16 protein-coding genes are annotated in these 24,701 nt (G+C 52.0%); 10 read left to right on the plus strand and 6 right to left on the minus strand.

What is annotated here, in order from left to right; translation table 11 throughout:
* Positions 1–202 precede the first annotated feature (202 nt).
* The 5 genes from glmS to H1D31_RS16760 form a co-directional block, all read right to left on the minus strand.
* Positions 203–2,032: a glutamine--fructose-6-phosphate transaminase (isomerizing) gene (glmS, locus tag H1D31_RS16740; protein WP_261259978.1), complete on the minus strand. Its 1,830-nt coding sequence runs from the start codon at positions 2,030–2,032 to the stop codon at positions 203–205.
* 54 nt (positions 2,033–2,086) lie between these two features.
* Positions 2,087–2,854, minus strand: coding sequence for a DeoR/GlpR family DNA-binding transcription regulator (locus H1D31_RS16745; RefSeq protein ID WP_008950580.1), 768 nt, complete (start codon positions 2,852–2,854; stop codon positions 2,087–2,089).
* Positions 2,855–2,905: 51 nt separating this feature from the next.
* Entirely contained in the window at positions 2,906–6,700 is a 3,795-nt protein-coding gene (locus H1D31_RS16750; protein WP_261259979.1) for an ATP-binding protein, read from the minus strand.
* 196 nt (positions 6,701–6,896) lie between these two features.
* The gene (locus H1D31_RS16755) at positions 6,897–10,208 is read right to left on the minus strand and encodes a two-component regulator propeller domain-containing protein (RefSeq protein WP_261259980.1); all 3,312 of its coding nucleotides are present in this window, start codon (positions 10,206–10,208) and stop codon (positions 6,897–6,899) included.
* A gap of 140 nt (positions 10,209–10,348) precedes the next feature.
* Entirely contained in the window at positions 10,349–10,963 is a 615-nt protein-coding gene (locus H1D31_RS16760) for a DUF1439 domain-containing protein (protein ID WP_261259981.1), read from the minus strand.
* A 172-nt stretch (positions 10,964–11,135) separates the two neighbouring features.
* On the opposite strand from H1D31_RS16760, the gene H1D31_RS16765 reads away from it, so the two are divergent.
* The 10 genes from H1D31_RS16765 to H1D31_RS16810 all read left to right on the plus strand — a co-directional run bounded on the left by H1D31_RS16765 (position 11,136) and on the right by H1D31_RS16810 (position 23,205).
* A complete protein-coding gene (locus H1D31_RS16765; protein ID WP_261259982.1) occupies positions 11,136–13,997 on the plus strand; it encodes an EAL domain-containing protein in 2,862 nt (953 codons plus the stop codon).
* Complete coding sequence (locus H1D31_RS16770; RefSeq protein ID WP_261259983.1) at positions 13,994–16,243, plus strand: ATPase, T2SS/T4P/T4SS family; 2,250 nt, start codon at positions 13,994–13,996, stop codon at positions 16,241–16,243. The genes H1D31_RS16765 and H1D31_RS16770 overlap by 4 nt, the downstream gene beginning before the upstream one ends.
* A complete protein-coding gene (locus H1D31_RS16775; protein WP_008950585.1) occupies positions 16,243–17,334 on the plus strand; it encodes an ATP-binding protein in 1,092 nt (363 codons plus the stop codon). The genes H1D31_RS16770 and H1D31_RS16775 overlap by 1 nt, the downstream gene beginning before the upstream one ends.
* An 84-nt stretch (positions 17,335–17,418) precedes the next feature.
* Positions 17,419–18,294: an ABC transporter ATP-binding protein gene (locus H1D31_RS16780; RefSeq protein ID WP_261259987.1), complete on the plus strand. Its 876-nt coding sequence runs from the start codon at positions 17,419–17,421 to the stop codon at positions 18,292–18,294.
* Entirely contained in the window at positions 18,291–19,556 is a 1,266-nt protein-coding gene (locus H1D31_RS16785) for a hypothetical protein (protein WP_261259989.1), read from the plus strand. The genes H1D31_RS16780 and H1D31_RS16785 overlap by 4 nt, the downstream gene beginning before the upstream one ends.
* Positions 19,553–20,827 (plus strand): hypothetical protein, encoded by a 1,275-nt coding sequence (locus tag H1D31_RS16790; protein ID WP_261259992.1) that lies wholly within the window; start codon positions 19,553–19,555, stop codon positions 20,825–20,827. Before H1D31_RS16785 ends, H1D31_RS16790 begins: the two co-directional genes overlap by 4 nt.
* Positions 20,820–21,206 (plus strand): GntR family transcriptional regulator, encoded by a 387-nt coding sequence (locus H1D31_RS16795; protein WP_065955569.1) that lies wholly within the window; start codon positions 20,820–20,822, stop codon positions 21,204–21,206. The genes H1D31_RS16790 and H1D31_RS16795 overlap by 8 nt, the downstream gene beginning before the upstream one ends.
* Positions 21,196–21,645: a hypothetical protein gene (locus tag H1D31_RS16800; protein ID WP_261259994.1), complete on the plus strand. Its 450-nt coding sequence runs from the start codon at positions 21,196–21,198 to the stop codon at positions 21,643–21,645. Before H1D31_RS16795 ends, H1D31_RS16800 begins: the two co-directional genes overlap by 11 nt.
* A gap of 115 nt (positions 21,646–21,760) precedes the next feature.
* Positions 21,761–22,897, plus strand: coding sequence for a dicarboxylate/amino acid:cation symporter (locus H1D31_RS16805; protein ID WP_261259995.1), 1,137 nt, complete (start codon positions 21,761–21,763; stop codon positions 22,895–22,897).
* Between the two features lie 56 nt (positions 22,898–22,953).
* Entirely contained in the window at positions 22,954–23,205 is a 252-nt protein-coding gene (locus H1D31_RS16810) for a DUF1289 domain-containing protein (protein WP_261259997.1), read from the plus strand.
* Positions 23,206–23,270: 65 nt separating this feature from the next.
* On the opposite strand, the gene glmU is transcribed toward H1D31_RS16810, so the two are convergent.
* The gene (gene glmU, locus H1D31_RS16815) at positions 23,271–24,635 is read right to left on the minus strand and encodes a bifunctional UDP-N-acetylglucosamine diphosphorylase/glucosamine-1-phosphate N-acetyltransferase GlmU (protein ID WP_261259999.1); all 1,365 of its coding nucleotides are present in this window, start codon (positions 24,633–24,635) and stop codon (positions 23,271–23,273) included.
* Positions 24,636–24,701 lie beyond the last annotated feature (66 nt).

Here is a 24,701-nt window from a genome sequence, read left to right on the forward strand (position 1 = left end):
ATTACACTGGAAGAAACACAAATGTAAGCGCTTACATAATGTAGAACAAGAATTTTCAGCCGTCAATGCGCTGTGTAAAAAAAGCTCAGATTAAGTTGGCAGGTTTTAAAGACAAGAACAGAAAGGGGATAGAAAAATAAGGCGGCACCAGATTAGTGCCGCCTGATTATATGAAGCAAGAGCTTAGAAAAGATGCCCTAAATTATTCTACTGTAACAGATTTTGCCAAATTACGCGGCTGGTCTACGTCGGTGCCCTTGATAATGGCCACATAGTAGCTCAGTAACTGCAGTGGCAGGGTGTAGACGATGGGCGCCAGAATATCGGCTACATGCGGCACATTGATAACGCGCATAGTCGCATCTGATTTAAAGCGGGCGTCGGCATCGGCGAACACATACAGAATACCGCCGCGGGCACGCACTTCTTCCACGTTCGACTGCAGCTTCTCCAACAGATCGTTATTGGGAGCAACGACGATAATTGGCATATCGGCATCGATCAGTGCCAGCGGGCCGTGCTTTAACTCACCGGCGGCATAGGCTTCAGCGTGGATATAGGAAATTTCTTTTAGCTTTAACGCCCCTTCCATCGCGATTGGATACTGATCGCCACGACCGAGGAATAACGCATGGTGCTTGTCAGCAAACTCTTCTGCCAGGGCTTCAATCTGCGGCGCCAGCGTCAGTGTTTCTTCCAGCTTGGCTGGCAGGCTGCGCAGGGCGGCTGTTAGCTCACGCTGTTGCTCCAGCGTTAAACCGTTATATTTACCTACTGCCAACGTTAACATCGCCAGGCCCACTAACTGGGTAGTAAAGGCTTTGGTAGAGGCAACGCCGATTTCGGCGCCGGCACGGGTCATAAAGGCCAGATCCGATTCGCGCACCAGCGACGAGCCGGCAACGTTACAAATAGTCAGGCTACCCAGATAACCGGCTTCTTTTGCCAAGCGCAGTGCCGCCAGGGTGTCGGCTGTTTCACCGGATTGTGAAATGCTAACCAGCAGGCTGTTTGACTGCACAAAGGATTTACGGTAGCGGAACTCAGAAGCAATTTCGACATTACAAGACACGCCAGCCAGCGCTTCCAGCCAGTAACGGGCAACCATACCCGAGTGGTAGCTGGTGCCACAGGCGACGATTTGAATATGTTTTACTTTTTTAAACAGCTCAGCCGCGCCATTGCCAAAGGTTTCATCCAGCACGCTGTCGCTGCTCAGCCGGCCTTCCAGCGTGTTGTTGATCGCACTTGGCTGCTCGTAGATTTCTTTTAGCATAAAGTGGCGGTACTGGCCTTTGTCACCGGCGTCATAGCTAACGTTCGACTCATGCACTTCACGCTCGACCGCCTGGCCGTTTTTATCAAAAATGCTAACGCTGTGGCGGGTAATTTCCGCCACATCGCCTTCTTCTAAAAAGATAAAGCGGCGGGTAACAGGTAACAGCGCCAGCTGGTCCGAAGCAATAAAGTTTTCACCAATACCCAGACCAATCACCAGCGGGCTGCCCGAACGGGCCACTACCAGGCGGCTGGCATCGGTTTTATCCAGCAGTACAGTACCGTAAGCACCGTGTAATTGTTTTACCGCGGCCTGTACCGCAGTCAGTAACGAACTGTGGCTTTTTAGCTCTTCTTCGACCAGGTGGGCAATCACCTCGGTGTCAGTATCAGAGGTAAAGATATAGCCCTTGGCCTTTAAGGCGTCGCGTAATACGGCGTGGTTCTCGATAATACCGTTATGCACCACAGTAATATTGCTGGAAACATGCGGGTGGGCATTACGCTCGCTTGGTTCACCATGGGTAGCCCAGCGGGTGTGAGCGATACCGGTACCGCCTGGAACCGGCTGCGCGGCAACCGCATCTGCCAGCTCTTTAACCTTACCCAGGCGGCGCAAACGTTGCAGCTCGCCACTGTCGTTAACTACTGCCACACCGGCAGAATCATAGCCGCGGTATTCCAGCCGACGTAAACCCTCAACCAGAATATCCACTACATCCCGTTGCGCGACCGCGCCTACAATGCCACACATACTCTTACTCCAATAAGTTGATAAATAAATTCTACGTTATCGCTCTCAGGTTAATCAGGCCTGAACCCGGATCACCCTTACCCCTTGTGCTGCAATTTCAGCCGCTGCGCTTTCCGGCAAGCCGCTGTCGGTAACCAGTACCTTAACCAGTGACCAGGGCAGCTCCAGATTATGGATTTTGCGCCCCAGCTTGTCGGACTCCAGCATCACGATAACCTCACGCGCAACCTCAGCCATCACCCGGCTTAAACTATACAGCTCGTTATAGGTAGTGGTGCCGCGCGCCAGATCGATACCATCAGCTCCGATAAATAGCTGATCAAAATCGTAATTACGCAGCATTTGCTCTGCCAGCTGGCCCTGAAAGGCTTCCGATTGCGGATCCCAGGTACCGCCGGTCATCAGCAGCGTCGGTTCGTTTTCCAGCTCGCGCAGCGCATTGGCAATGGCCAGCGAGTTGGTCATCACCACCAAACCGCGTTTTTGCGCCAGCTCAGGTAACAAGGCCGCCGTGGTGCGGCCACTGTCGATAATAATCCGGTAATGATCTTTAATCAGCGCCGCCGCTGCTTTGGCAATCGCCAACTTTCGCTCTGAAACTTTTTCCAGGCTGCTGTCTGAGACAAAGTCCTGTGGCACCGGCACAGCACCACCATAGCGGCGCAATAACAACCCCGCGGCCTCTAATGCCGTTAAGTCTTTACGAATCGTCACTTCGGAGGTTTGAAATTGCTCGGCTAACTGCTCAACAGTCACTTCGCCCTGTTGTTGCAGGCGGGCGACGATCAGATGGCGGCGTTGCTGGGTATTACGCTTATTCATTTCTTTCGCTTAAGTTTCGAAACGAAACATATTTTAAACGAAGCCAGAATTTTAGCAAGCGTCCAGCGGTAAACTAATACGGTAATGTAAACCCTGACCCGGCGTGCTCTGCACCTGGATTTGCCCCTTAAAGCGCGCCGTAACCAGATTAAACACGATATGTGCTCCCAAACCGGTGCCGCCGGCAGCTCTTTTAGTGGTAAAAAAAGGCTCGAAAATCAGCGCCAGATTTTGTTCGTCCATACCGCAGCCGTTATCCGCATAATCAAACAACAGCTGCCGCCCTTGCTGTTGCACCTGCAAGCTGATGGCTGGCGCGCTCTGCTCAGCAAAGGCATGTTTCACACTGTTCATTACCAGATTGGTAAGAATTTGTGCCAGAGCACCCGCATCGGTGTACCAGTGGATATCAGCCGGACAAACAAGCTGAAACTGACAGTTCAGCGGCCGCAGTTGCGGCTGCAGCGATAGCATCACGTCCTGCAGGTATGAGGCCAGCTCAATTTGCCTTGGTGCATCAGCCGATTGATCGACCGAGACTTTTTTAAAGCTTTGGATCAGTGCCGCTGAGCGCTCCGTATTTACCGCCAGAATTTTTAAACCATCACCGAGATGACTTAAAAAGCGCTGAAACTGCGATTGCTGCAAACTCTTGTCGGTAAAGGCCTGCTGGATCACGTCATACTCGGCCTGCAAATGGCTGGTAGCGGTAACACAGATGCCAAGTGGGGTATTAATTTCATGTGCCACACCAGCAACCAGGGCTCCGAGCGACGCCATCTTTTCCTGGATCACCAATTGCTGCTGGGTTTGCTGCAAGCGGGTATAGGTATCAGCATTGACCACAGCTATCGCAATATAGCTCGACAGGGTACGCAGCAGATTTAGCTGCGACGGGCTATAAGCAAAGGCTCTGGGGCTTTGCACCGAGAATACGCCCACGACCTTTTGATTCAACATCAGCGGCAGATAAACCACCGACTCCATAGCCTCACCACACAGAGGTTGGGGTAACTCATCAAAATAGGTTGCAAAATCACTATGCTGATTAACAATAATTTCCTCGGCACGACAAAAACACAGTGACGCCGGCGCCTTACCATCATTGGCTGCGATGGCAAAGCTGCTGGCAGTCTGGCTATCTTCCAGCCAGAACACAAACTCGATTTCATTGGTAAGAGGCCGGTGCAGGCCAATCACCATCGCATGCACATCAATCAGTTGGCTCAGCATCTGATGGCAACGCGACAACACCTGCCCCAACTGCAGGGAGCCGGTAATTTCCCGGCCAATTTGTTGCAGCAGTAACAGATCCTGATTCGAGGCCTGCAGAGCATCGTGCTTTTCCTTTAACTCCTGCGTGCGCTCTGCCACCTGTTGCTGCAGTTTCAGCCGCATCTGTCGCTCCGCTTTTACTTTCAGGTGCAACCAGAGCCAGATTGCAAACCCCAGGCTCAGCAACACTAAGCTTCTGAACCACCAGGTCATCCACCAGGGCGGCAGAATACGGATCGCCAGTCGTGGACCCGGTTGCCATTCGCCCTGACGCAACCTTACCTCCAGTTCAAACTGATAGTCACCAGGCGGCAACCGGGTATAGGTCGCCAGGCGCTCCTGATTACTGACCATTAACCAGTCGCGATCAAACCCCAGCAAGCGATAGCGATACTCCAGTTGTGAGGGCAATAAAAAGGTCGGGCTGGCAAAACGCAGGCTAAATACATCTTCTTTATATTTCAGAGTCAGAGACGACAGGCGATGAATAGCCTGCGGCAACAAGGCGGAACCCACTGGCACCTGTTGATTAAACAACGTAAAAGACGTTAAACGAACTTGCGGGAGCACCAGGCTGGCTGGCAATTGCTGTGGCCGGAACATATCCAGCCCCTGACTGCCGCCCCGAAACAACCAACCATCAGCGACCGTCCAGGCCCCGATCCAGGTCGCCTCCTGCATCCCATGGCCGGCGCCCAGTTCCAGCATACTCTGCATCTCAGCCAACCACTGCTGGCGGTACATCAGACGAAACCAGGGCGCGGCAATCAGCGCATCGTCAGCCTGCATCGGCTGATAGGAAAAAAATTCGGCGCTGCCTGGCTCAGCATTATCCAACCAGCGGTGATTCAGATTGCCGGCGCGGATCCAGATACGCTGCTGCTCTTCAAATAACAGCTGGATATTGTTAAACAGCAGCCCGTGCTGACTATCCCCACGCTGCAGCCAGTAAGAGGTGCGCCCGCTGCGTTCATCCCAGCGCCATAAACCACTGTCGGGCGAGCCAACCCAGAGGCGGTCTTGCTGGTCAAACAACAGGGTTGAGACACTGCTAAACGGCAAGGCTGGCTCGGTGTCCTGAGCAAATTGACGCAGTAATTGCCGCTCAGGGCTTAGCAGCAATACGCCCTGACCACGGGTACCCAACCAGAGCCGCTGCTGGCGGTCGCTGATTATCACGCCAACACTGAGATCGGCCGCCAGTTCGGGCCCAAGTTCATAACGTTGCCAGTAGCCAGACTCCGGATTTAGTTTAAACAACCCTCGATCTGTACCCACCCAAACCCAACCATTGTCAGCTAAGATCGCCCGCGCCAGAGTCGGACCGTTCTCCAGCTCGGGTAACGGAAAATGCTGCAACTCGCCACTGGCAGGATGAAAACGCACGACGCCGGCTTCGCGGTTAGCTAACCAGACATTGTCAGCCACCACACTGATCCCCAGCACATTAGCCGCCGGCAACAGTTGTGGATCAGAACCCGCAGGCAGGATCCTGACTTCGCGGGCGATCTGATTGAATAAGACAAAACCTGAGGGCGTAATCAGCCACAGGCTTTGCTGTGGGTCCAGATACAGGCTTTGGATCGCATTACTGCGCAAGCTCACCGGTACCTCGGGGTGCGCCCGGTAGTGCCGCCAGGTCGCTGTTTCCGGCTGCCAACTCCAGAGCCCCTGATCATAAGTACTGATCCAGTAAAGCCCCTGTTGATCGCGTTTTAACGCCGTTACCTGAGCATCCTGCAGCTCTGCTGGCTGCTGCAATGCCAACGGACCTGCGGCCGTTATCTGCCACAGACCACTACCATAGCTGCCAACTAGCAAGCCTTGTGCTGTCGGCAGTAAGGAAGTCACAGAATCCACATCTAACGGGCTATTCTGGCGCTGCCAGGCTTCCCCCTGCTGCTGGCTTAGCGACCAGCGGATCAAACCGCCTGTCGCCTGCGCTTTGCTGCGTAACGGGGCGTTGCCTATCGCCAGCCACAGACTGTCGTCCTGCTGCAAAATATCGTTGATATAGACCGTGCTAACACCGTCAATCGTTGCCGGTAGCGCAACGGCTAATAGCTGCTGCTGGCTATCAGACCAGCGAAATAACCCTTCGCCGTAGGCTGCGACCCAAAGCTCACCAGCGCCATCCAAATAAAGCCGGGCGATATTTAACCGGCTGGCGGCTGTTTCACCCGCCACCGATACCCGTTCAAACCGCTCAGTTTGCGGATCAAAGCGATTTAACCCGGCGTAGCGGGTGCCAATCCACAGGTTCCCGGCTCGATCGACTAACAATTCGGTGATCCAATCTGCAGATAATGACCCGGGATCCAGCGCATCGGCGCGAAACTGTCGTAACTCGGCGCCGTCAAACCGGTACAGGCCATGCTGGGTGCCGGGCCAGAAAAAGCCATCCAGGTCCTGCACCACTGTCGTCGCATGATGCGACAGCGCAAGGGTGTCAGCCAGGTGTTGCATCCGGGCAAAATGAGGTTCTGCCTGCGGACTAGCAGCCAGCGGCAACATTACCTGTAAACAAAATAGCCAAAGCAGCAGGACTTTAACGGGCGACCAGCACGGCATAGCGACTTCCCCGAATGGATATTATTTAGTATTACAGCTAATCCAAAAAAGACAATTTGCAAAAACTAATGATAATTGTTTGCATTTAAAAAATATTCGGCTATAGTGAGTGGGTCAACGGATTTTGACTTAGGGTCTAGACCCAGAGAGGGATTTTTCTGGTCGTTGTGAAATTTGTCCTGCATTGACGGGGAGCTCAGGCTCCCCGATTTTTTTCAGCTGTGACCCGCTTCGGAAGACGCAACAAATAATGTACCCCCTGACCAGGCTGGCTACTCACCGAAATAGTCCCCTGCAAGCGCACGGTAACCAGATTATAGACAATATGGGCACCTAAGCCGCTACCGCCCTGATGGCGCTTAGTGGTAAAGAATGGGTCAAATAGCTGTTTCAGCTCCTCTTCTGCCATCCCTTTGCCATTATCGCTAAAATGAAGCATCACTTCACTTGGGGTATCCTCAACCTGTAAGCGGATCTGCGGTGCCGGATGACCATCCAGACCGTGGATCAGGGCATTGAGTACCAGATTGGTCAGCACCTGAGCGATGGCGCCGGGATCTGAGAACATGATAGTCGGCTGCGGGCAATCAAAATATAGCTGGCAATGTTGTTGCTTCAGGCGGGAACGCACTGACAGCAAAACATCGCTAAGATACTGACAAAGCTCAAACTCGCGATAACTGTCATGACTCTGGTCGACAGAGACCTGCTTAAAACTGTTAACCAGATCGGCGGCACGCTGAGTATTGACCTGTAAAATTTTCAAGCCTTCGGTCAGGTGTTGCATAAAGCGATTAAACTGGCTTTGTAGCATAGTCCGGTTAGCAAAGGCGGCCGCGATCTCGGCCTGCTCCGTTTGCAGATGACTGGTGGCTGTTACACAGATCCCTAAAGGGGTATTGATTTCATGCGCGACACCGGCGACCAGGCCACCCAGCGAGGCCATTTTTTCCTGGGTAATCAATTGCTGCTGTGTTTGTTGCAAGCGCTGATACGACAACTCCAGCGCCTGATTCTGCTCTGCCAGCTGCGCCGTTCTTTTCTCAACCAGCAACTCTAATTTCCGGCGTAGTTGATATTCACGCTGTAAACGCCAGCGCAATACAATCATCACCGTCAGCACTAACAGCAATAACATGCCCAGCTTAAACCACCAGGTTAACCACCAGGGCGGCAATACCCGCACCGGCAGTTCAGTGGCCGCGGTCCATTGGCCGCCGGGCAGGCGGGCCGCCACCTGAAACAGATAATCGCCCGGTGGCAGGCGGGTATAGGTCGCTATCGGGCTTTGCGCTGAGGTTTGGATCCAGTCCCGGTCGAAGTTCTTTAGCTGGTAACGATACTGGATTTGCTGCTGCTGTTTATATTCCGGCGAGGCAAAGCGGATCCCAAACATATCCTGGTCGTAAGTCAGGGTCAGCAGATCCAGACTGGCCAGTGCCTGCGGTAACACGGCGGAACCGGCACGCACGGGTTGATTGAATAAGGAAAGTGCGGTCAGTTGAACTTTATTTAAGGCTACTTTCTTCGGTAGCTTACTGATATCAAAGTAGTCAAATCCCCGTGCTCCGCCCCGGTAAATAGTATTCCCGACAATTTCCCAGGCGCCAATCCAGGTGGTACTTTGCATACCATGCATTTCGTTCAGTTCAAGATAGGTTTGCTGTTCGTCCAGCCAGTGTAAGCGGTAGAGCAAACGGAACCTGGCGGCCTGGCGTAACGCATCATCGTCATCTGCGGCTGTTAAATAGGGTTTGAAACCAAGAATGCGGCCCGGATCATCGCTGTCACGCAATACAAGATGATTAATATTGCCTGCACGAACCCATAATTGCTGCTGCTCTTCAAAAATCAGTTGAATGCCATTGAGCTGCAAACCGTGCTGGCTACCGGGGTGTTGCAGCCAGTAATCTACCTGGCCGGTGTCGGGTTGATAACGGGCAACTCCCTGATCCGTTGAACCGATCCAGATCGCTCCCAGATAGTCTTCAGCCAGGTTGTTTACATCTTCGAACCGGATTTGAGCGCTATGCTGACCACCCTGGCGGTAATGCTCTACCTGCTGCCGTGACGGACTCAGCCGGAATACCCCCTGACCACGGGTGCCGATCCACAGATTCTGCCGGCTATCACGGTATAGTAATCTGACAAAGGGATCTTCACTGGTCTGCAGACCGATTTTACGCCACTCCGCAGTTGCAGGCTGTAATTGGTAAAGCCCACGATCTGTACCGACATAGAGAGTACCATCGCTGTCCTGATGCACCGCCTGCACAACGGTCGGTTGCTCGGGTCCTTGCGGCAGCAACCAGTGACGTAAGGTTGCAGTAACCGGATTAAAATGCGCCACACCACCTTCGCGATTGGCCAGCCAGATACTGTCATCCGCCGCAGCATCAATGCTCAGAACATTGGGCGCAGCCAACAGACCGCTGCTAAGTTGGCCATTGGGTAAGGTCCGGATGGTGCGGGCAAAACGGCTTAAGCCGCGAAAACCACCCTGGCTGATGGTCCATAAAATGCCCTGCTGATCCTGAAACAGGCCCAGCAAATCAGCCCGCGCCAGCCCCTCACTAAACTCAGCATGAAAGGGGTAATGTAACCAGTTGCCCGCCGGGTCGCGATACCAAAGCCCACCGCGGGAATCTGCATTATAGCTACTGAGCCAGAGGCCGCCGTCTGGATCCAAATGCAGACCAGACAACAGCGCCTGCTGCAGCTGTACGGGTTGTTCTGCCAGTCGGAAGGTCGCACTGACAGGGTCAAACTGATAAAGTCCCTGACCATAGGTTGCGGCCCAAAGTTGACCATCATTCCCCTGATTAACCCGGCTGACCGATACTTTAGCCGTACTCTGATTAATAAAAGTCACTTCCCGCCAGGCACTTTGCAGATCCGGGCGGTACAGGACGCCACCCTGCTGTTGACCATAGGTGCGGATAGGCGCCTCGCCGATTGCCAGCCATTGCCCACCCTTGGCATCAATAAAAAGATGATTAATAAAGTTAACAGCCAGCTCGCTGGTAGCCGCCGGAAGGGGTTCAGCCTGGAGCTGGTCTTGCTGCCACTTAAACAAACCGGCGCCGTAAGTCGTCAGCCATAGCTGCTGCGAGTGATCAAACACCAGGGAAGTTATTTCAGCAGACGAGGAGTCTACTGTCGCCGGTAAATCTACCCGGCTAAAGGATTCGGTTGCAGGATCAAAACGGTTAAGTCCGCCGTAGCGGGTGCCCACCCAGAGCCAACCTTGCGGATCGGCGGCAAGCGCCGAAATCCAACTGACTGACAAACTACCGCTTTGGGCCGGATTAGCTTTAAACTCCAGTACATCGGTACCGTCATAACGGTACAGGCCATGTTGGGTGCCTAACCACAAAAATCCCTGCTGGTCTTGTGTCATGGTGGTGGGGACAGGCAGGGTACGCCCCGGCACGCTCAATTGGATAAAGCGGCTGAATACCCGACCAGGATCCTGCTCAGCAGATTCTGCAGCGCTGGCTGGCGCCACAGCACTATACACAGCCAGACAAAGTATAAGAACTAAACGGATAGCAACCGATAACTGCACGACTCGGATCTGTTAAAGAAAAACTATCCGAAAGTATTAGTGTAAAGCGCCCCTTTGTGCAAGCTGAGCGCTCACTTTATTTAGCGGCTTTTGGGAATAAAGGCGATTTTGCCACGCTGTACTGCCATATCAAAAGGCAGTGCCGTTAACATCCGGATAGCCGGATCAGCGGTATCCAGCCGGTATACCGGTTGCGTCGCCAACATCTGGTTTACCAGCTGCAATAACTCATTGCTGACCGGGGTTAAGTTGCCGCGGTAGCCGGCCGCATCGACCGTTGAGTTTAATAGCTTAACTGAGCGCACAAACACGGCCTTTTGCTCAGCATCATAGTAAGGAACCCCCTCTACCTGTAATTGCAGACTGGCCGGATAGGTTAAACCAAACAGATTTAAACTGGCATTGGCCGCCGTATCGATCCGCACCACATCAGAGTTATCGGGGCCAATCTGCACCGCCATCCGCTCTACCGCCATTTTCAACGGGATACCGGCCACATTAGCCTGTCGGGTTAATTGCGGAATTTGCTGCCGGAGCACCTGCTCCAGCTGCGCTTCTGAGACCGAGTACACCGCGACCTGATTCAGTTGACTACAGGCAACCAATACCAGCGAGAGGATTAAAAGCAAGACATTACGCATCTGAGTTTCCGGATTCTGCTCACCGACAGGTGAGGCTGCTGCTAAAGTTTGCATAAGGTACCGCTCTGACCTTAGCAGAACCTGAACAAGCTGCAAGCTTGTGCTGGATCAACTGTCATGCAAAGCCAATTGAGTTTTAGCAAAAAGCGCGTATTCTTAAATTAGATTAATCAAATTAAGCTTATTGATGCCAGCCAGTAATCATACCGCTTCGTCGCCATTTCCCATGCGCTCCGTAATATTACTCGGGTTGTTTTTACTGGCATTAACCGCTTTGACGTTTGGACCTCTGTGGCTACAACCAACCCTGCCCAGTATTGCCAGCCATTACTATTTGCCGCTGCACACGACACTGGAAATTATTGCTGTCACCATCAGCGCACTGATTTTTACTGTGGTACGTGAGCAGGCTCGTTACCAACTAAGCCGGCGCAGTGTCGTCCTGGCCGCCGCATTCTTTGCCGTATTTTGGCTCGACCTGGCGCATCTGTTATCCTTTGAAGGTATGCCTGCCTACTTCACAGCGAATTCGCCGGCAAAAGCGATTAATTTTTGGTTAGCCGCCCGCCTGGTTGTCGCCTGCGCCCTGTTGTACGTATTATTACCCCAAGCGGATAAAGCTGCGCGGCGATTTCAGCTCTGGCTGGCAATTAGTGGCAGCGTGTTACTGGTGCTGGCTTGCCACCTGTGGTTTATTGGTTATCCGGAGTCGGTGCCTGCTACCTATCAGCCCGGTGCCGGCCTGACGCCCTTGAAAATCTTGGTCGAGTATCTGGTTATTGCCATTTGTCTGCTTTGTCTCGGTTTTATCTGGCATTATCGGCACCAACCGCGCCCCTATCATGCGCCAGCGCTTATCGCCGCCCTGATCACCACTATACTGTCAGAGTTTTTCTTTACGCTATATCAGAATACCAATGATCTATATAACTTAAGCGGCCATTTGCTTAAGGTACTGTCTTACTTATTTTTGTATCGCGCGCTGGTTTATGAGAATCTGGCCGAGCCGTTCCGCAAACTCAGTCTTTCCTCAGCAGAACTGACCGCCACCCTGAATGCCGTGCCGGACTTACTATTTGATGTCGACCTGAACGGTCGTTTTTATCAGGCTCATACCGGGCAAAACCAACAGCTGCTGTTCCAGCCTGAACACTTCCTCGGCAAGACCATGGCTGAAGTCTTGCCGGAATCCGCCGCCAGTGCCGGCCAGCAGGCGATTCGGGAAGCCTGGAACAACAAGGGGCTATCCAGCCCCAAACAGTACACTCTAGATTTAAACGGTGAAATCCAATGGTTTCAGGTGATAGCTTCATTAAAACCCGCCAGCCGCGATTCGGTATTACCACGTTTTGTGCTGGCCGCCCGAAATATCACCGAACAAAAGCTGACCCAGGCAACCGAACAGCTTAACGCCTTGGCATTTCATACCCGCGAAGCCATTATGATTACCGATGCCCAGCGGCGGATAGTACGTGTTAATCCGGCCTTTACCGAGATCACCGGCTACAGCGAGCAAGATGTTTGCGGTAAAACGCCGGCGATATTACGCTCAGGGCTTCATGATGAGCAGTTTTACCAGCAAATGTGGCAACAGCTTTATCAGCAAGGTGTTTGGAGTGGTGAGCTGTACAATAAACGCAAAAATGGCGAAATCTATCCGGAACAGATAATCATCAATGCCATTACGGGCAGCGACGGTGAAATCAGCCATTATATTGCCTGTTTTAATGATATCAGCGCCAGTAAATCTGACCAGCAGCGGATCTACAAACTGGCTTATTATGACCCTCTTACCCAGTTACCCAATCGTCGTCTGTTGCTGGAACGGATCACCGACATCCAGCATGAAGCGGATCGTAGCGGCTTTTATGCCGCGCTACTCTTTATCGACCTCGATCACTTTAAACGCCTGAATGATACGCTGGGACATTCCTATGGTGATGAGTTACTGCAACAGCTTTCCACACGTTTACAACATAGTTTGCGCCAAACCGATACTCTGGCACGGCCAGGTGGTGACGAATTTATCCTGCTGGCACCAACCTATAAAGCGACTTTAGATGAAGCTGCAGTCGACGCCCAGCAGCTGGCCGCTAAGTTACTGACCCAGATCCGCGAACCTTTTTTACTGAAAAACCGCCAATATCAGATTACCGCCAGTATCGGCATTGTATTATTTAATAGCAGTAACAAAACCATAGATGAACTGATGTCATCTGCTGATCTGGCAATGTACCACTCGAAAGAGCAAGGACGAAACCAGCTGTATTTCTTCGAACCTGGTATGCAGCAGCGCAGCTTGTTGCGACAACAGTTGGAATCGGAAATGCATCTGGCATTAAGCCAACAGCAGTTCAAATTGTTCTTTCAGCCTAAGGTCAATAACAAAGGCAAGCTGACCGGTTATGAAGCCCTGTTGCGCTGGCAACATCCTGAGCGCGGTATGATCAGTCCGGAGCTTTTTATACCGGTGGCTGAAACTTCCGGCTTTATTACCATACTGGGCCAGTGGATACTGGCAGAAGCCTGTAACGCACTTAAACACCTTACCGATCCTCAGCTGACCATAGCCATTAATGTCAGCAAACGACAATTACAAACACCTGATTTTGTCGAGAAAACGCTACTGCAAATTAGGACTGCCGGCATCAAGGCTTCACGCCTGGAATTTGAAATTACCGAAAGTATGCTAATGACGGATGTCGAACAAACCCGGCAAAAACTACAGCAACTGCATCAGCAGGGGATCCGCTTTGCACTGGATGACTTTGGTACCGGCTATTCGTCTTTGGCTTTCTTAAAAAATGTTCCGATCCAGGTGCTGAAAATAGATCGCTCCTTTGTCCGTGATTTTCTGAGCGACCAAACCGACTACGCTATCGTCGATACCATTATCAGTATGGCTAAAACGCTAAAGCTAACCGTAGTGGCAGAAGGCGTGGAAACCACGGAACAATTTAAGATGCTCTCCTGGCTAAAATGCGACCTGTTTCAAGGGTTTCTGTTCGGTAAACCCGCGCCCGAATTCTGCCTGCCACAGCCTGTTGAGCAGTTGTTAACCTTACCCATAGCAGATCATCCGATATGACTTATCAGACTGAAGAGAGCATGCTGCACCCGGCGATAGCCGCTACACCTCGGCAACACTATGTTGCCGACCGGAGTCGTGAAGCCCTGATCTCCGGACACAGCATGCCAACCCAGGCAGCTTTACAACGCTTGCTAAATTTACTGCCACCACTCAATCCCGGCAGCGCCATTTTGCACGTCGGTGGGGGCAGTGGCTATGTCGCAGCCGTGCTGGCAAAGCTGGTGCGCCGGGTTTATGTGGTCGAACGCGACCAACAGCGGCTTGATCAGGCGGCACAACGACTGGCTGCTGATGGCCAGGAAAATATTGAACTGATCCATGCCGATGCCAATAGTGCTTTTAGTGTGCGTGAACCCTGCCAGCTGATACTCTGTACCTGCCAGCTAACGGAACTGCAGTATCTGGAGCCCTGGTTAACAGAACACGGTTATTTGGTGCTGCTGGAGCAAGAACAGGCCGCATTTTCCAATCTGGTACTGTATCAAAAGGTCGCCGGCAAACTGGAACGACGGCAAAATCTGGGCTGGATTGATTTTAGCCGCCGTTTGCAGCAGAGCATTATCGATTTAGGACTGGCCGACGAGCAATTACTGCGTGAAGCCAGCCTGGAAGCCAAAAAACAGCATAAACCGCTGCTGCAGGTGCTAACCAAGAAACTTAATTTGGATGAACGCAAACTCTATGCGTCGCTGGCGGCAGAGCGTCAGTTGGCGTTGCAGGATTTTGACGAGCTGGTAAAGCTGCTCGACTGCCAGTTGTTCAACCAGTTCTCCCATACATACCTCGACAGTCAGCATGTGTTACCTGTTGCCTATCAACAGCAGCAGCTGTTACTGGCCACTGATAATCCTGATATTCAACTGGACGAGCTGTCGGGAATGAATGGCAGCGGTGGCATCCGCTGTGTATTGGTCACGCCAACCGACTTCAAACGTCTTTGGTCACATCTAGATGTCACTCAACGCAGCAATTTTGCCCGACCGGCCACTAACCCTGAACCGGCCGAGAACCGCGAAGCCAATGCCGATACGGTAAATCCTTATCTGGTTGCCTTGTATGAAGCCATTCTGCTGGAGGCAGTTAGCGAAAATGCCAGCGATATCCATCTGGAGTTTTATAATAATGCCGCCAGAGTCCGGCTCAGGGTAGACGGCGATTTACATAACGTGCCACATTTTCAGTTTAGCCTGGCGGAGATGGCGGGCCTGGTCAACATCATCAAAATCCGGGCAGAACTCAATATTGCCGAGCGCCGCTTACCCCAGGGCGGACGCTCACAATTAAAACATGGTAATAACACCTACGACCTGAGGATCCAGACTCAGCCAGCATTACATGCCGAACATGTGGTGATCCGGCTGCTAAAACACACCGGCCGCGCTCTGACCATGCAGGAGCTGGGCATGTCGCCCAAGGTCGCCAGCTATTATCATCGCTTACTGAACAACCCGGCCGGTTTAGTGCTGGTCGTAGGGCCAACCGGTTCCGGTAAGTCAACCACACTCTATGCCGGTCTACAGGAGCTGGCTGATGACGGCACCCGTAAAGTGATCACGGTGGAAGACCCTATCGAATATTCGATTGATAATATTCAACAAACCCGTATCCGTAGCGATATTGGCTTTGATTTTCCGGAGGCATTACGGGCCTTTGTACGGGAAGATCCCGATGTGATTCTGGTTGGCGAAATTCGCGACCACCCAACCGCCTTAGAAGCGATCCGCGCATCGCAAACCGGCCATTTGGTGCTATCTACACTGCACTGTAATGATGCGGTGGACGCGCTGCAACGGCTGTATGATTTGAATATTCATCCCAATTCGCTGGCCAGCGAATTACTGGCGGTGATTGCCCAGCGTCTGGCCAAACGCATCTGCCCGCACTGTAAAACAGAAGCCAGCCCGGACCCGGCGATTTTACGTGAAGTCTTTCCGCAAGGTGTACCAGCCAGTTTCCGCTGCTACGAGGGTAAAGGCTGCAGCCATTGTCATGACCGCGGGACCAAAGGGCGTACCGCTGTGGTGGAGTTTATGCAGGTTAATACCGATATTCGCAGCGCCATTTCGCGCCAACCCCCGATCACCGAAATTCGCTGGCAAGCCCTCGATGCCGGCTTGATCACCATGCGGGATAGTGCACTGGATCTGGTAATTAACGGCATTATTCCGCTATCTGAACTACCCAAAATTCTGCCGCAAGATCGGATGGCACCTGAAGCCCGCGGCGGCACCCGGAGAAGCTGATGCATACTACCGCAGATAAACAACGCCTGCCGGCTGAGCAGAGCTTTGCCGAAGAATTACAGCGTTTACAGCACTGGGATCCGGCACCCGTGCCGCCGGGTTGGCAGCTATCGCCGATCGCCGCTGAAAAATTTATCCTCGGCGATCCGGCACTCGGGATCCATAAAAAATTTATTGCCGCCCCCAATGTCGTGACGCGGGTCATAATCTCGCTATGTACCCAACGCGGCTGCTTGTTAATTGGTGAACCCGGTACTGCCAAATCCTGGTTATCAGAATTACTGTGTGCCGCTATATCCGGCGACTCTTCACTGATCGTGCAGGGCGGGGCGGTAAATAGCGTCGATCAGTTGCTCTACAGCTGGAATCAGGCCATTTTGCAGCGTGAAGGACCCAGTCTGGCGGCTTTAGTCCCAAGCCCGCTGTACCGGGCAATGCGTGACGGCAAATTTGTGCGCTTTGAGGAGATGTCGCGTTGCCCACAACCACTGCAAGATGCAGTATTGTCGCTGCTATCCGACCGGGTAATTACTATTCCTGAACTCAGCGGCGAGCAGGGCGTGCTGTATGCGAAAAAAGGCTTCAATATTATCGCCACCGCCAACAGTGTCGATGAAGGCTTACATAAAATGAGCGCCGCCCTGAAACGCCGGATGAACTTTGAACATATTAAACCGATCAGCCATATTGACGATGAAATCAGTGTCGTGATGTGGGAAACCGCCAAGCTGAATGCTGCAGCCGGTATCGACATCACGCTCGACCCATTGCTGTTCGAAATGCTGGCGACCATTTTCCATGAACTGCGCAATGGCCAAACACTGGACGGACGCAGCACCGACCGGCTGGCTGCGGCGGCAATGTCGACCGCCGAAGCCGTGGTGGTAGGTCATACGCTTTGCGTACATAGTTACTATTATCAGCAAGGCCAGCTGGAATATGGCCAGTTGCTGCATTTCTTACTGGGTTCGGCTTTAAAAGATAACCCCGAAGATCGACGCCGTTTACTGCACTATTTTGATAGCGAAATCAGTAACAAAGCCGGTAGCCATTGGCAGCAATTGTATCGGCACCGCGAATTAATTTTATAGAAATGTAAATTTTTCTTGTTAACTGCTTGCAGAACCACCACCACTGTATTAGTGTATTAATACAGTTATGATGGAGACAAGGATATGCCAGCAGTGATCGAAATTAACGCCTTAAGCCGCAACTTTAGCGGCCGTACCGTCCTGCACCAACTGCAGGCCAATGCCAACGAAGGCGATGTTGTCGCGCTATTAGGCAAAAACGGGGCTGGTAAAACGACCTTACTGGAAACGGTACTTGGTTTTGCAGTGCCGCAGCAGGGTGAGGTAAGGTTATTTGGCACGCCAAGCACCGAAATCGGTGCCAGAGAAAAGCAACTGATTGGCTTTGTACCCCAGCAAGATGAACTGCTGGAGCAACTGACCCCGTACGAGCAACTTGAGTTATTCGCCCGCTTTCAACCGAACTGGGACCCACGGCTGGCAGATCGCCTGAGTAGCAGCTGGGAAATCCCCCTGACAACCCGTATTAGCAAGCTGTCACTCGGGCAGCGACAAAAACTGTCTATCATGCTGGCGCTGTGCCACAAACCCCGGTTACTGATTCTGGATGAACCCGTTGCCAGTCTGGATCCGCTGGCACGGCGGCAGTTCCTGACCGAGCTGGTAAATATTGCCGCCGATCAGCAAACAACGATTATCTTTTCCTCCCATATCGTTACCGATATGGAGCGGGTGGCGAATAAAGTCTGGCTATTAAAAGATCAGCAGTTTTTATGGCAGGGTGAACTGGATGAACTAAAAGAGTCCGTGGTACGGTTGCATCTGAGCACCGAACAAAGCTTGCCGGCATCGCTGCCACCACTACAGATATTACATCAGCAACAACAGGCATCTCAATACACTGTTACCGTAACCAACTGGCAACCAGAATGGCAGGCCGGCTTAGAACAGCAGCTGGCCGCCAGTATCCGGGTTGAACACCTGAATCTGGAAGAAATTTTTCTGGAGCTGCACCGATGAGCGCCTGGTTTGCCTTGCTTGGCCGCCTGTTATGGCCAAGTATCGTGATCAAAGTTGTTTGGGGCCTGCTAGTACTGCTGCTAATTGCTACTTTGCTCAGCCCTTACCCTAAAGCCATGGTAGTACCTCTGGCTTGCCTGATGTTATTGCTGTTTTGTATTCCGTTGCAGTTTATGACGCTCTGCCGACGTGGCAGCTGGCGCTTACTGCCCAATTTCCGCCGCCATAGCCGGCAGCAGTTGTTACTGAGCGCGGTACTATTCGGTTGTTTAGCCGGCACCCTGCTGGGGTTGGCAGAGCAAAGCTTTATGCTGGGGTTGCAATTAGGCGTACTGGCCTTTGCCAGCTTGATCCTGCCATGTCTGGTGCTGGGCCATTTGCGGCCACTTTGGTTTGGCAGCAGCTTACTGATCCTGATATTGGCCGCTGAGCTACCGCAACAATTGCCCCTGTTTAGCCTGCCATTGCTGTTAACGCTGCTTGGCCTGCTTAATATGTTGCTACTCGCCTGGTTTGCCCTGAATTGGTTAACCCCGGACAAGCGCTATCAGAGCAGCACTGGTGCCCGTACTCCCTGGCTCGCAATGCAGCGCCTGACCCGCCGCGCAGGTTCACTTTCCGGTACCTTATTACTGGGACAGGGCGATAGCTGGCTTTCGCGCAGCTTACGCTATCTGGCTTATTGCTGGTATCTGCCGGCGGCAATGTGGCTTTGGGGTGCCTTATTTGGCAATAACGGCTTGCCCGAAGATCTGCTGCTTCGAGCCTTATATATTTTCTTACCCGCAGTGTTGCTGCTGGAACAACTGACCCTGATGCTAAAACGCGTCAGACGTGCCTGGTTACAACTGCCGGTCAGCCGGGAGCAACTTTATCCACTGCTGGAACAACAGGCAGCGCAACATATCCTGCTTTGTACCCTGATTTTAGCGCCGCTGGTGCTGCTGTTGGCACCGGATTTGGTCGCTGCCGCCTGCACTTTGCTGCTATGGCCAAGCCTGCTGGCGTGTTCGGTATTACTAAACTGGCGTTTAATCAATCAGCCATTGTGGCAAAGTGGCCTGATGTTGGTAAGCTTGCAATTTGCCGGTGTCATACTATTGCTGACGCACTGGACCAGCTCCTGGCTGTTACTGTTGAGCACCGCAGGGCTATGGTTGCTGGCAGCTGCATTGCGCCGCCATGTTAAAGCCCAGCTGCAGCAATTGGACTGGGGACAACTTAAGTTAATCAACCCACATGCTATCAGGAGTGGGTTATGAGTAATAAAGCTGCGCTACCTGCCGCTGTGAGTAATTGTGGCCGGCTACTCACCCTTACCCCCCTGGGAAGCTTCGCCTGGGGGGTGATCGGTTTTTTCTGGTTACTAGGCTTTGCCGCTCCCTTTAGTTTTGTGCTGGCAAACTTACTGTTGCTGCCCTATTACTACGGCAGCCTGTTACCAAAAGCCTTATATTTTATGCGCAGTAGTTATGGCCGGTTATTGCTAAGCCAGACTGAACGTCTGGTAGGTCTGACACTGCTGGCGTCAGTGGTTGTTCTGTTACCTATTCCGGGTCTACTTCACGTCACTGGCGAGCAGTTAAACGCAGTTCCGCTATGGCAACTGATACTGATATTGGCCGGCATCCATGCACTAATGCATATTCTGGCGTTATGGTTAACCAAGCAAAAAGTCGAAGCAGGTATGGTGATGCTTGTTGTAACCCTATACATACTGCCGAACGGATTTTTTCTGCTGTTTTTTGACCATCAACAATGGTTTGGTTTCACTTTGGCGATTGCGAGTCTGAGTGTCGTCGCCGTTGTTAGCAAAACCTTATTGGCATCAGGTAAGCTATCAAAGCCTGACGTTAGATTTTGCTGGCCGCAGAGGATAATTCAGCCATCCTTAGCGCTGAGTCTGCACCTGCAACAAAACGGGCACTGGTTCTCCCGGTTCTGTATCTATTGTTGTTATTGTTTTGCATTACCTGTGATCGAAAGCACTGTTTACCTGCTTACTGCTGGTCAGTGGCAATGGCAACCGGCTGACAGCTGGACGCTCTTTAAGAATATGCTACTAGTTATCCCATTACTGTGTTGGTTACTTCAAATTCGGCACCAATTAACGAACTTAGGTAAAGCCTGGTTATTTTATCCTTTTAGTCGCCAACAACTGTTTTACTATCTTGAGCACTACTATCTGCGGCAACTGCTGTTACTACTGCTACCGCTATGCCTCTTGCTGTTAAGCCACGGCCTGACTCAGGCGAAGCTGCTGGTTGCCTTATTACTTAGTCTGGCTTTATTACTCAGTTGTACTTACCTGTTATTAGGGGCCCAAACCAAATCAGGCTTTTATTGGGGTTATGGACTTATCTTTGCTTTCTGCATCGAGATCTGGCCTGTATCTATCCAGGCCAACACCCAAAGTTGGCTGTTAGCCGGCTTATTGCTAACGGCACTGTTATTACGCGGCTGGGCAATTAAAAACTGGCAACAACGGGATTTTACCCAAGCCGCCAAAGCAGTGAGGCAGCAGGATGTTTAGTATTAACCCCAATAGTGGCGAACCCATATACCGGCAGCTCACCGAGCAGGTCAAACGTATGGTGGCAGGAGGTCAGTTGCAGCCGGGCGCTGAGCTGCCCTCAGTGCGGGAATTAGCCGCGCAATATGCGATTAACCCAATGACCATTTCCAAAGCCTATAGCCTACTGGAAGCCGAAGGCCTGTTGGAGCGCCAGCGCGGCAAGCCGATGACGATAGCCGCAGCCAGCGCGCCGAGCCAAACCGAAGCCAGCCGCCTGCAGCAACTGTTGCCGCAATTGCAACAACTGGCGCTGGCCGCAGATCAGTTGCAACTTTCCAAAGAAATTGTAATATCCACGTTATCAAACCTACTCGACAGGATGTCAGATGATGCTTAAACACCGCTCACCACTGCTGAAAATCCGTAACTTTTGCCAACGTCACCCATTACGTGTATTGCTTGCGACTATTTTTGCAATTGCAACAGTACATTATGCCCTGCAGCATGAGGTTATCTTCACGATTGCGGCATTAAATGGTCTGCTGCAAAGCCTGTTGTTAGGCCTAAAGCTCAACCCTTCGCACGAGCCAGAATGGGTAGCCGATATTTTTACTCAGCTAAAGCGCGAGCAAGATGTGCTCCACGTGAAACAACGTCAACTTAAAGTGCAGGAGATTAAAAAGGTGGCGCTCAGTAGGCTGGATGAGCAGCAAGCGCTGCTGGACTTCCCGTTTAACCTTTACCGCGTCACCGCAATGCGCTTTCCGGCTGCGCAATTAGCTGCCTTGCAAGCCTGGCTGGCGACGGAACTACCGCAGGCTGAGATTATCGACTAACTGGCTAAACCAGCCAGAGCAGCTAAGGCGCGCCAGAGTGTGATATGCTCTGCCCTGGGGAAAAACCGGGCAGAGCGACCCGTGCTCTGACAAACCAGAATAACGAGAATCACCTATGTTACTGATCCTGAAATTAGTCGCCGGCATAGTGCTGGGGATGCTGATGGGGCTGTATGCGCCACATTGGCTAACGCAAATCCTGATCACCTTTAAAGCCTTATTTGGTCAGTTGCTGTTTTTTACTATTCCACTACTTATCCTGTTTTTTATTACCAGTGGTATTGCCGCCCTGCCGCGTAATTCTGGTAAGTTATTGGGCCGCACCCTGGGCATAGCTTACTTATCGACTATCGCGGCCGGTAGCTTCGCGTTTTTAATTGCTGCCGGGGTTATTCCTATGCTGGCGCCAGCGGCAGCCGATCTGGCCAGTACTGCCGGTGTTAACTTAACGCCTTATATCGAACTGAATATCCCACCACTATTTAACGTGATGACGGCGTTAGCACTGGCCTTTATCTTTGGCCTGGGTATCGCCAGTACTCAGGCGACCTCACTAAAGCAACTGTCGGATCAGGGCCGCGATATTATTCAGCTGTTACTGACCCGGATTATTATTCCGTTGTTGCCGTTATATATTGCAGGTGTCTTTGCACAGATGGCTGCCGCTGGTAGTGTTTTTGTTACCTTAAAAACCTTTGGCATAGTGCTGATTATGGCGATAGTACTGCACTGGTTATGGATTATTACGCTCTTTCTGATTGCCGGCCTGAAAGCCGGTAAGTCACCACTGAGCCTAATTAAGAATATGCTGCCAGCTTATTTTACTGCGCTGGGGACTATGTCGAGCGCTGCTACCATTCCGGTCTCGCTGCAAGCCACCAAAAATAATGGTGTAAAAGAAGATGTCGCCAACTTTACCGTGCCGCTGTGTGCGACCACCCATTTAGCCGGCTCAACCATTACCATCGTATCCTGCGCTGTTGCGGTGATAATGATGAAGAGCAATCTCGAAATCCCGTCTCTGCTAACCATGCTGCCCTTTATTCTGACCTTGGGTGTCGTGATGCTGGCAGCACCGGGCGTGCCTGGCGGAGCTGTGATGTCGGCCGTCGGATTATTGGGCTCAATGCTGGGCTTTGGCGAAGGCGCCATAGCACTGATGATAGCGCTTTATATGGCGCAGGATAGCTTCGGTACGGCCTGTAATGTTACCGGTGATGGCGCCATAGCAGTGCTGGTAGATAACAGTTAAAGCAGCTGCTGGCCGGCGCTCCCCGGCCAGCTTTTTTGGCTAAAGATAAGCGTAAGATGATCGAATCTCCCTGCGTCGCCTGCTGTAAGTTAGATAGTGCCAAGGTCTGCATTGGCTGCTATCGGCATATCAGTGAAATTGTCGACTGGAACCGTCGCTCAGAGGCTGAGCTGGCTGCTATTATGCAGCAGGTGGCGGCACGTAAAGCCGCTTATCAGCAACAAAATATCTCCAATATCACAACCAGCCCAATAACGCAGGCCGAGTGGCAGGCAGCAAAACAAGCATCAAAACGATCACAAGATTGAGCCTTACACAAAGCCTGTCCCGACATAAAATTAACCCCACGACTTGGTGGGGTTAATAACAGCGATTACTTTTTAATTTTTACCGGCCGTTGCCAGCCTTCGATATGCCTCTGCTTGGCGCGGGCTACCACCAGCTCGCCATCGGCGGCATCGCGGGTTAGCACTGAACCGGCACCGACAGTCGCATTCACGCCTACCGTAACCGGTGCGACCAGTGAGCTGTTAGAGCCAATAAAGGCGCCATCTTTAATAGTAGTAACAAACTTATTAGCACCATCATAGTTACAGGTAATGGTACCAGCACCAACATTCACTTTATCGCCAATCACCGCATCGCCTAAATAAGTAAGATGGTTAGCCTTAGAGCCTTTGCCAAGGGTGGTTTTTTTCATCTCAACAAAGTTGCCAACATGGCTGTCGTCCAGCATTACGCTGTCTGGCCGTAAACGGGCATAAGGGCCAACCGAGCAATCACTGCCCACTGTCGCTTGTTCAATCATCGAGTTCGGTTTAATTTCGGTGTTATCACCAATGCTGCAGTCTTTTAGAATACAGTTGGCACCAATGGTCACGCCTTTACCCAGCACGACTTTACCTTCGAAAATCACGTTGATATCGATCATTACATCGTTACCTACTGTAACGGTACCGCGCACATCGATGCGCGCAGGATCGCGCAGATTGGCGCCAGCCAGCATCAGCTCTTCAGCCTTACGCTGCTGATAAGCGCGCTCTAACGCGGCTAACTGCACCCGATTATTGGCGCCCTCGACTTCCATCGGGTTTTGCGGTTGGGCAGTGGCAATGTCCACGCCTTCACTATGCGCCATAGCGATAACATCGGTTAAGTAATATTCGCCCTGGGCATTACTATTCGATAACCGGCTCAGCCAGCCTTTTAGCTGTTTACCCGGCAACGCCATAATGCCGCTGTTTACTTCCTGAATTTTCAGTTGCTCTGGCGAAGCATCTTTTTGCTCGACAATCCCGACTACCTTGCCGTTTTCGCGCACAATACGGCCATAGCCGGTTGGGTTCGGCAGATTGACAGTAAGAATAGCCAAACCGTTAGCCGGTTTTGCTACCAGCAGTTGCTGCAGTGTTTCCAGCCGGGTTAACGGCACATCGCCATACAGCACTAATACGGTATCTTCGTCAGCGATATTAGGGATGGCTTGCGCCACCGCATGGCCGGTGCCCAGCTGCTCCGCCTGTAATACCCAATGCAGTGGCTGCTCGCCCATAGCTGCTTTTAACGCCTCGGCACCATAACCATAAACCAGTTGTGGCTTGTCGGCCCCCAGCGCGCGGGCAGTATCAATCACATGCTGCACCATCGGCCGCTCGGCCACTTTGTGCAATACCTTAGGTAAGTCCGATTTCATCCGTGTGCCTTTACCGGCGGCTAAAATGACGACATTTAAACCCATAATAACGATCCTGTTGTGTAAGATGCCGGTATTTTAACAAGGATAGGCTGCGATGTAAGCCAACCC

Origin of the sequence: Alishewanella sp. BS5-314, assembly GCF_025377695.1 — a bacterium.
Taxonomy (GTDB): Bacteria; Pseudomonadota; Gammaproteobacteria; order Enterobacterales; family Alteromonadaceae; genus Alishewanella; species Alishewanella aestuarii.

Coding starts and splice junctions, on each gene's coding strand:
- glmS (WP_261259978.1), bottom strand. CDS start 2,032: ATGTGTGGCATTGTAGGCGCGGTCGCGCAACGGGATGTAGTGGATATT.
- H1D31_RS16745 (WP_008950580.1), bottom strand. CDS start 2,854: ATGAATAAGCGTAATACCCAGCAACGCCGCCATCTGATCGTCGCCCGC.
- H1D31_RS16750 (WP_261259979.1), bottom strand. CDS start 6,700: ATGCCGTGCTGGTCGCCCGTTAAAGTCCTGCTGCTTTGGCTATTTTGT.
- H1D31_RS16760 (WP_261259981.1), bottom strand. CDS start 10,963: ATGCAAACTTTAGCAGCAGCCTCACCTGTCGGTGAGCAGAATCCGGAA.
- H1D31_RS16765 (WP_261259982.1), top strand. CDS start 11,136: ATGCGCTCCGTAATATTACTCGGGTTGTTTTTACTGGCATTAACCGCT.
- H1D31_RS16770 (WP_261259983.1), top strand. CDS start 13,994: ATGACTTATCAGACTGAAGAGAGCATGCTGCACCCGGCGATAGCCGCT.
- H1D31_RS16775 (WP_008950585.1), top strand. CDS start 16,243: ATGCATACTACCGCAGATAAACAACGCCTGCCGGCTGAGCAGAGCTTT.
- H1D31_RS16780 (WP_261259987.1), top strand. CDS start 17,419: ATGCCAGCAGTGATCGAAATTAACGCCTTAAGCCGCAACTTTAGCGGC.
- H1D31_RS16785 (WP_261259989.1), top strand. CDS start 18,291: ATGAGCGCCTGGTTTGCCTTGCTTGGCCGCCTGTTATGGCCAAGTATC.
- H1D31_RS16790 (WP_261259992.1), top strand. CDS start 19,553: ATGAGTAATAAAGCTGCGCTACCTGCCGCTGTGAGTAATTGTGGCCGG.
- H1D31_RS16795 (WP_065955569.1), top strand. CDS start 20,820: ATGTTTAGTATTAACCCCAATAGTGGCGAACCCATATACCGGCAGCTC.
- H1D31_RS16800 (WP_261259994.1), top strand. CDS start 21,196: ATGATGCTTAAACACCGCTCACCACTGCTGAAAATCCGTAACTTTTGC.
- H1D31_RS16805 (WP_261259995.1), top strand. CDS start 21,761: ATGTTACTGATCCTGAAATTAGTCGCCGGCATAGTGCTGGGGATGCTG.
- H1D31_RS16810 (WP_261259997.1), top strand. CDS start 22,954: ATGATCGAATCTCCCTGCGTCGCCTGCTGTAAGTTAGATAGTGCCAAG.
- glmU (WP_261259999.1), bottom strand. CDS start 24,635: ATGGGTTTAAATGTCGTCATTTTAGCCGCCGGTAAAGGCACACGGATG.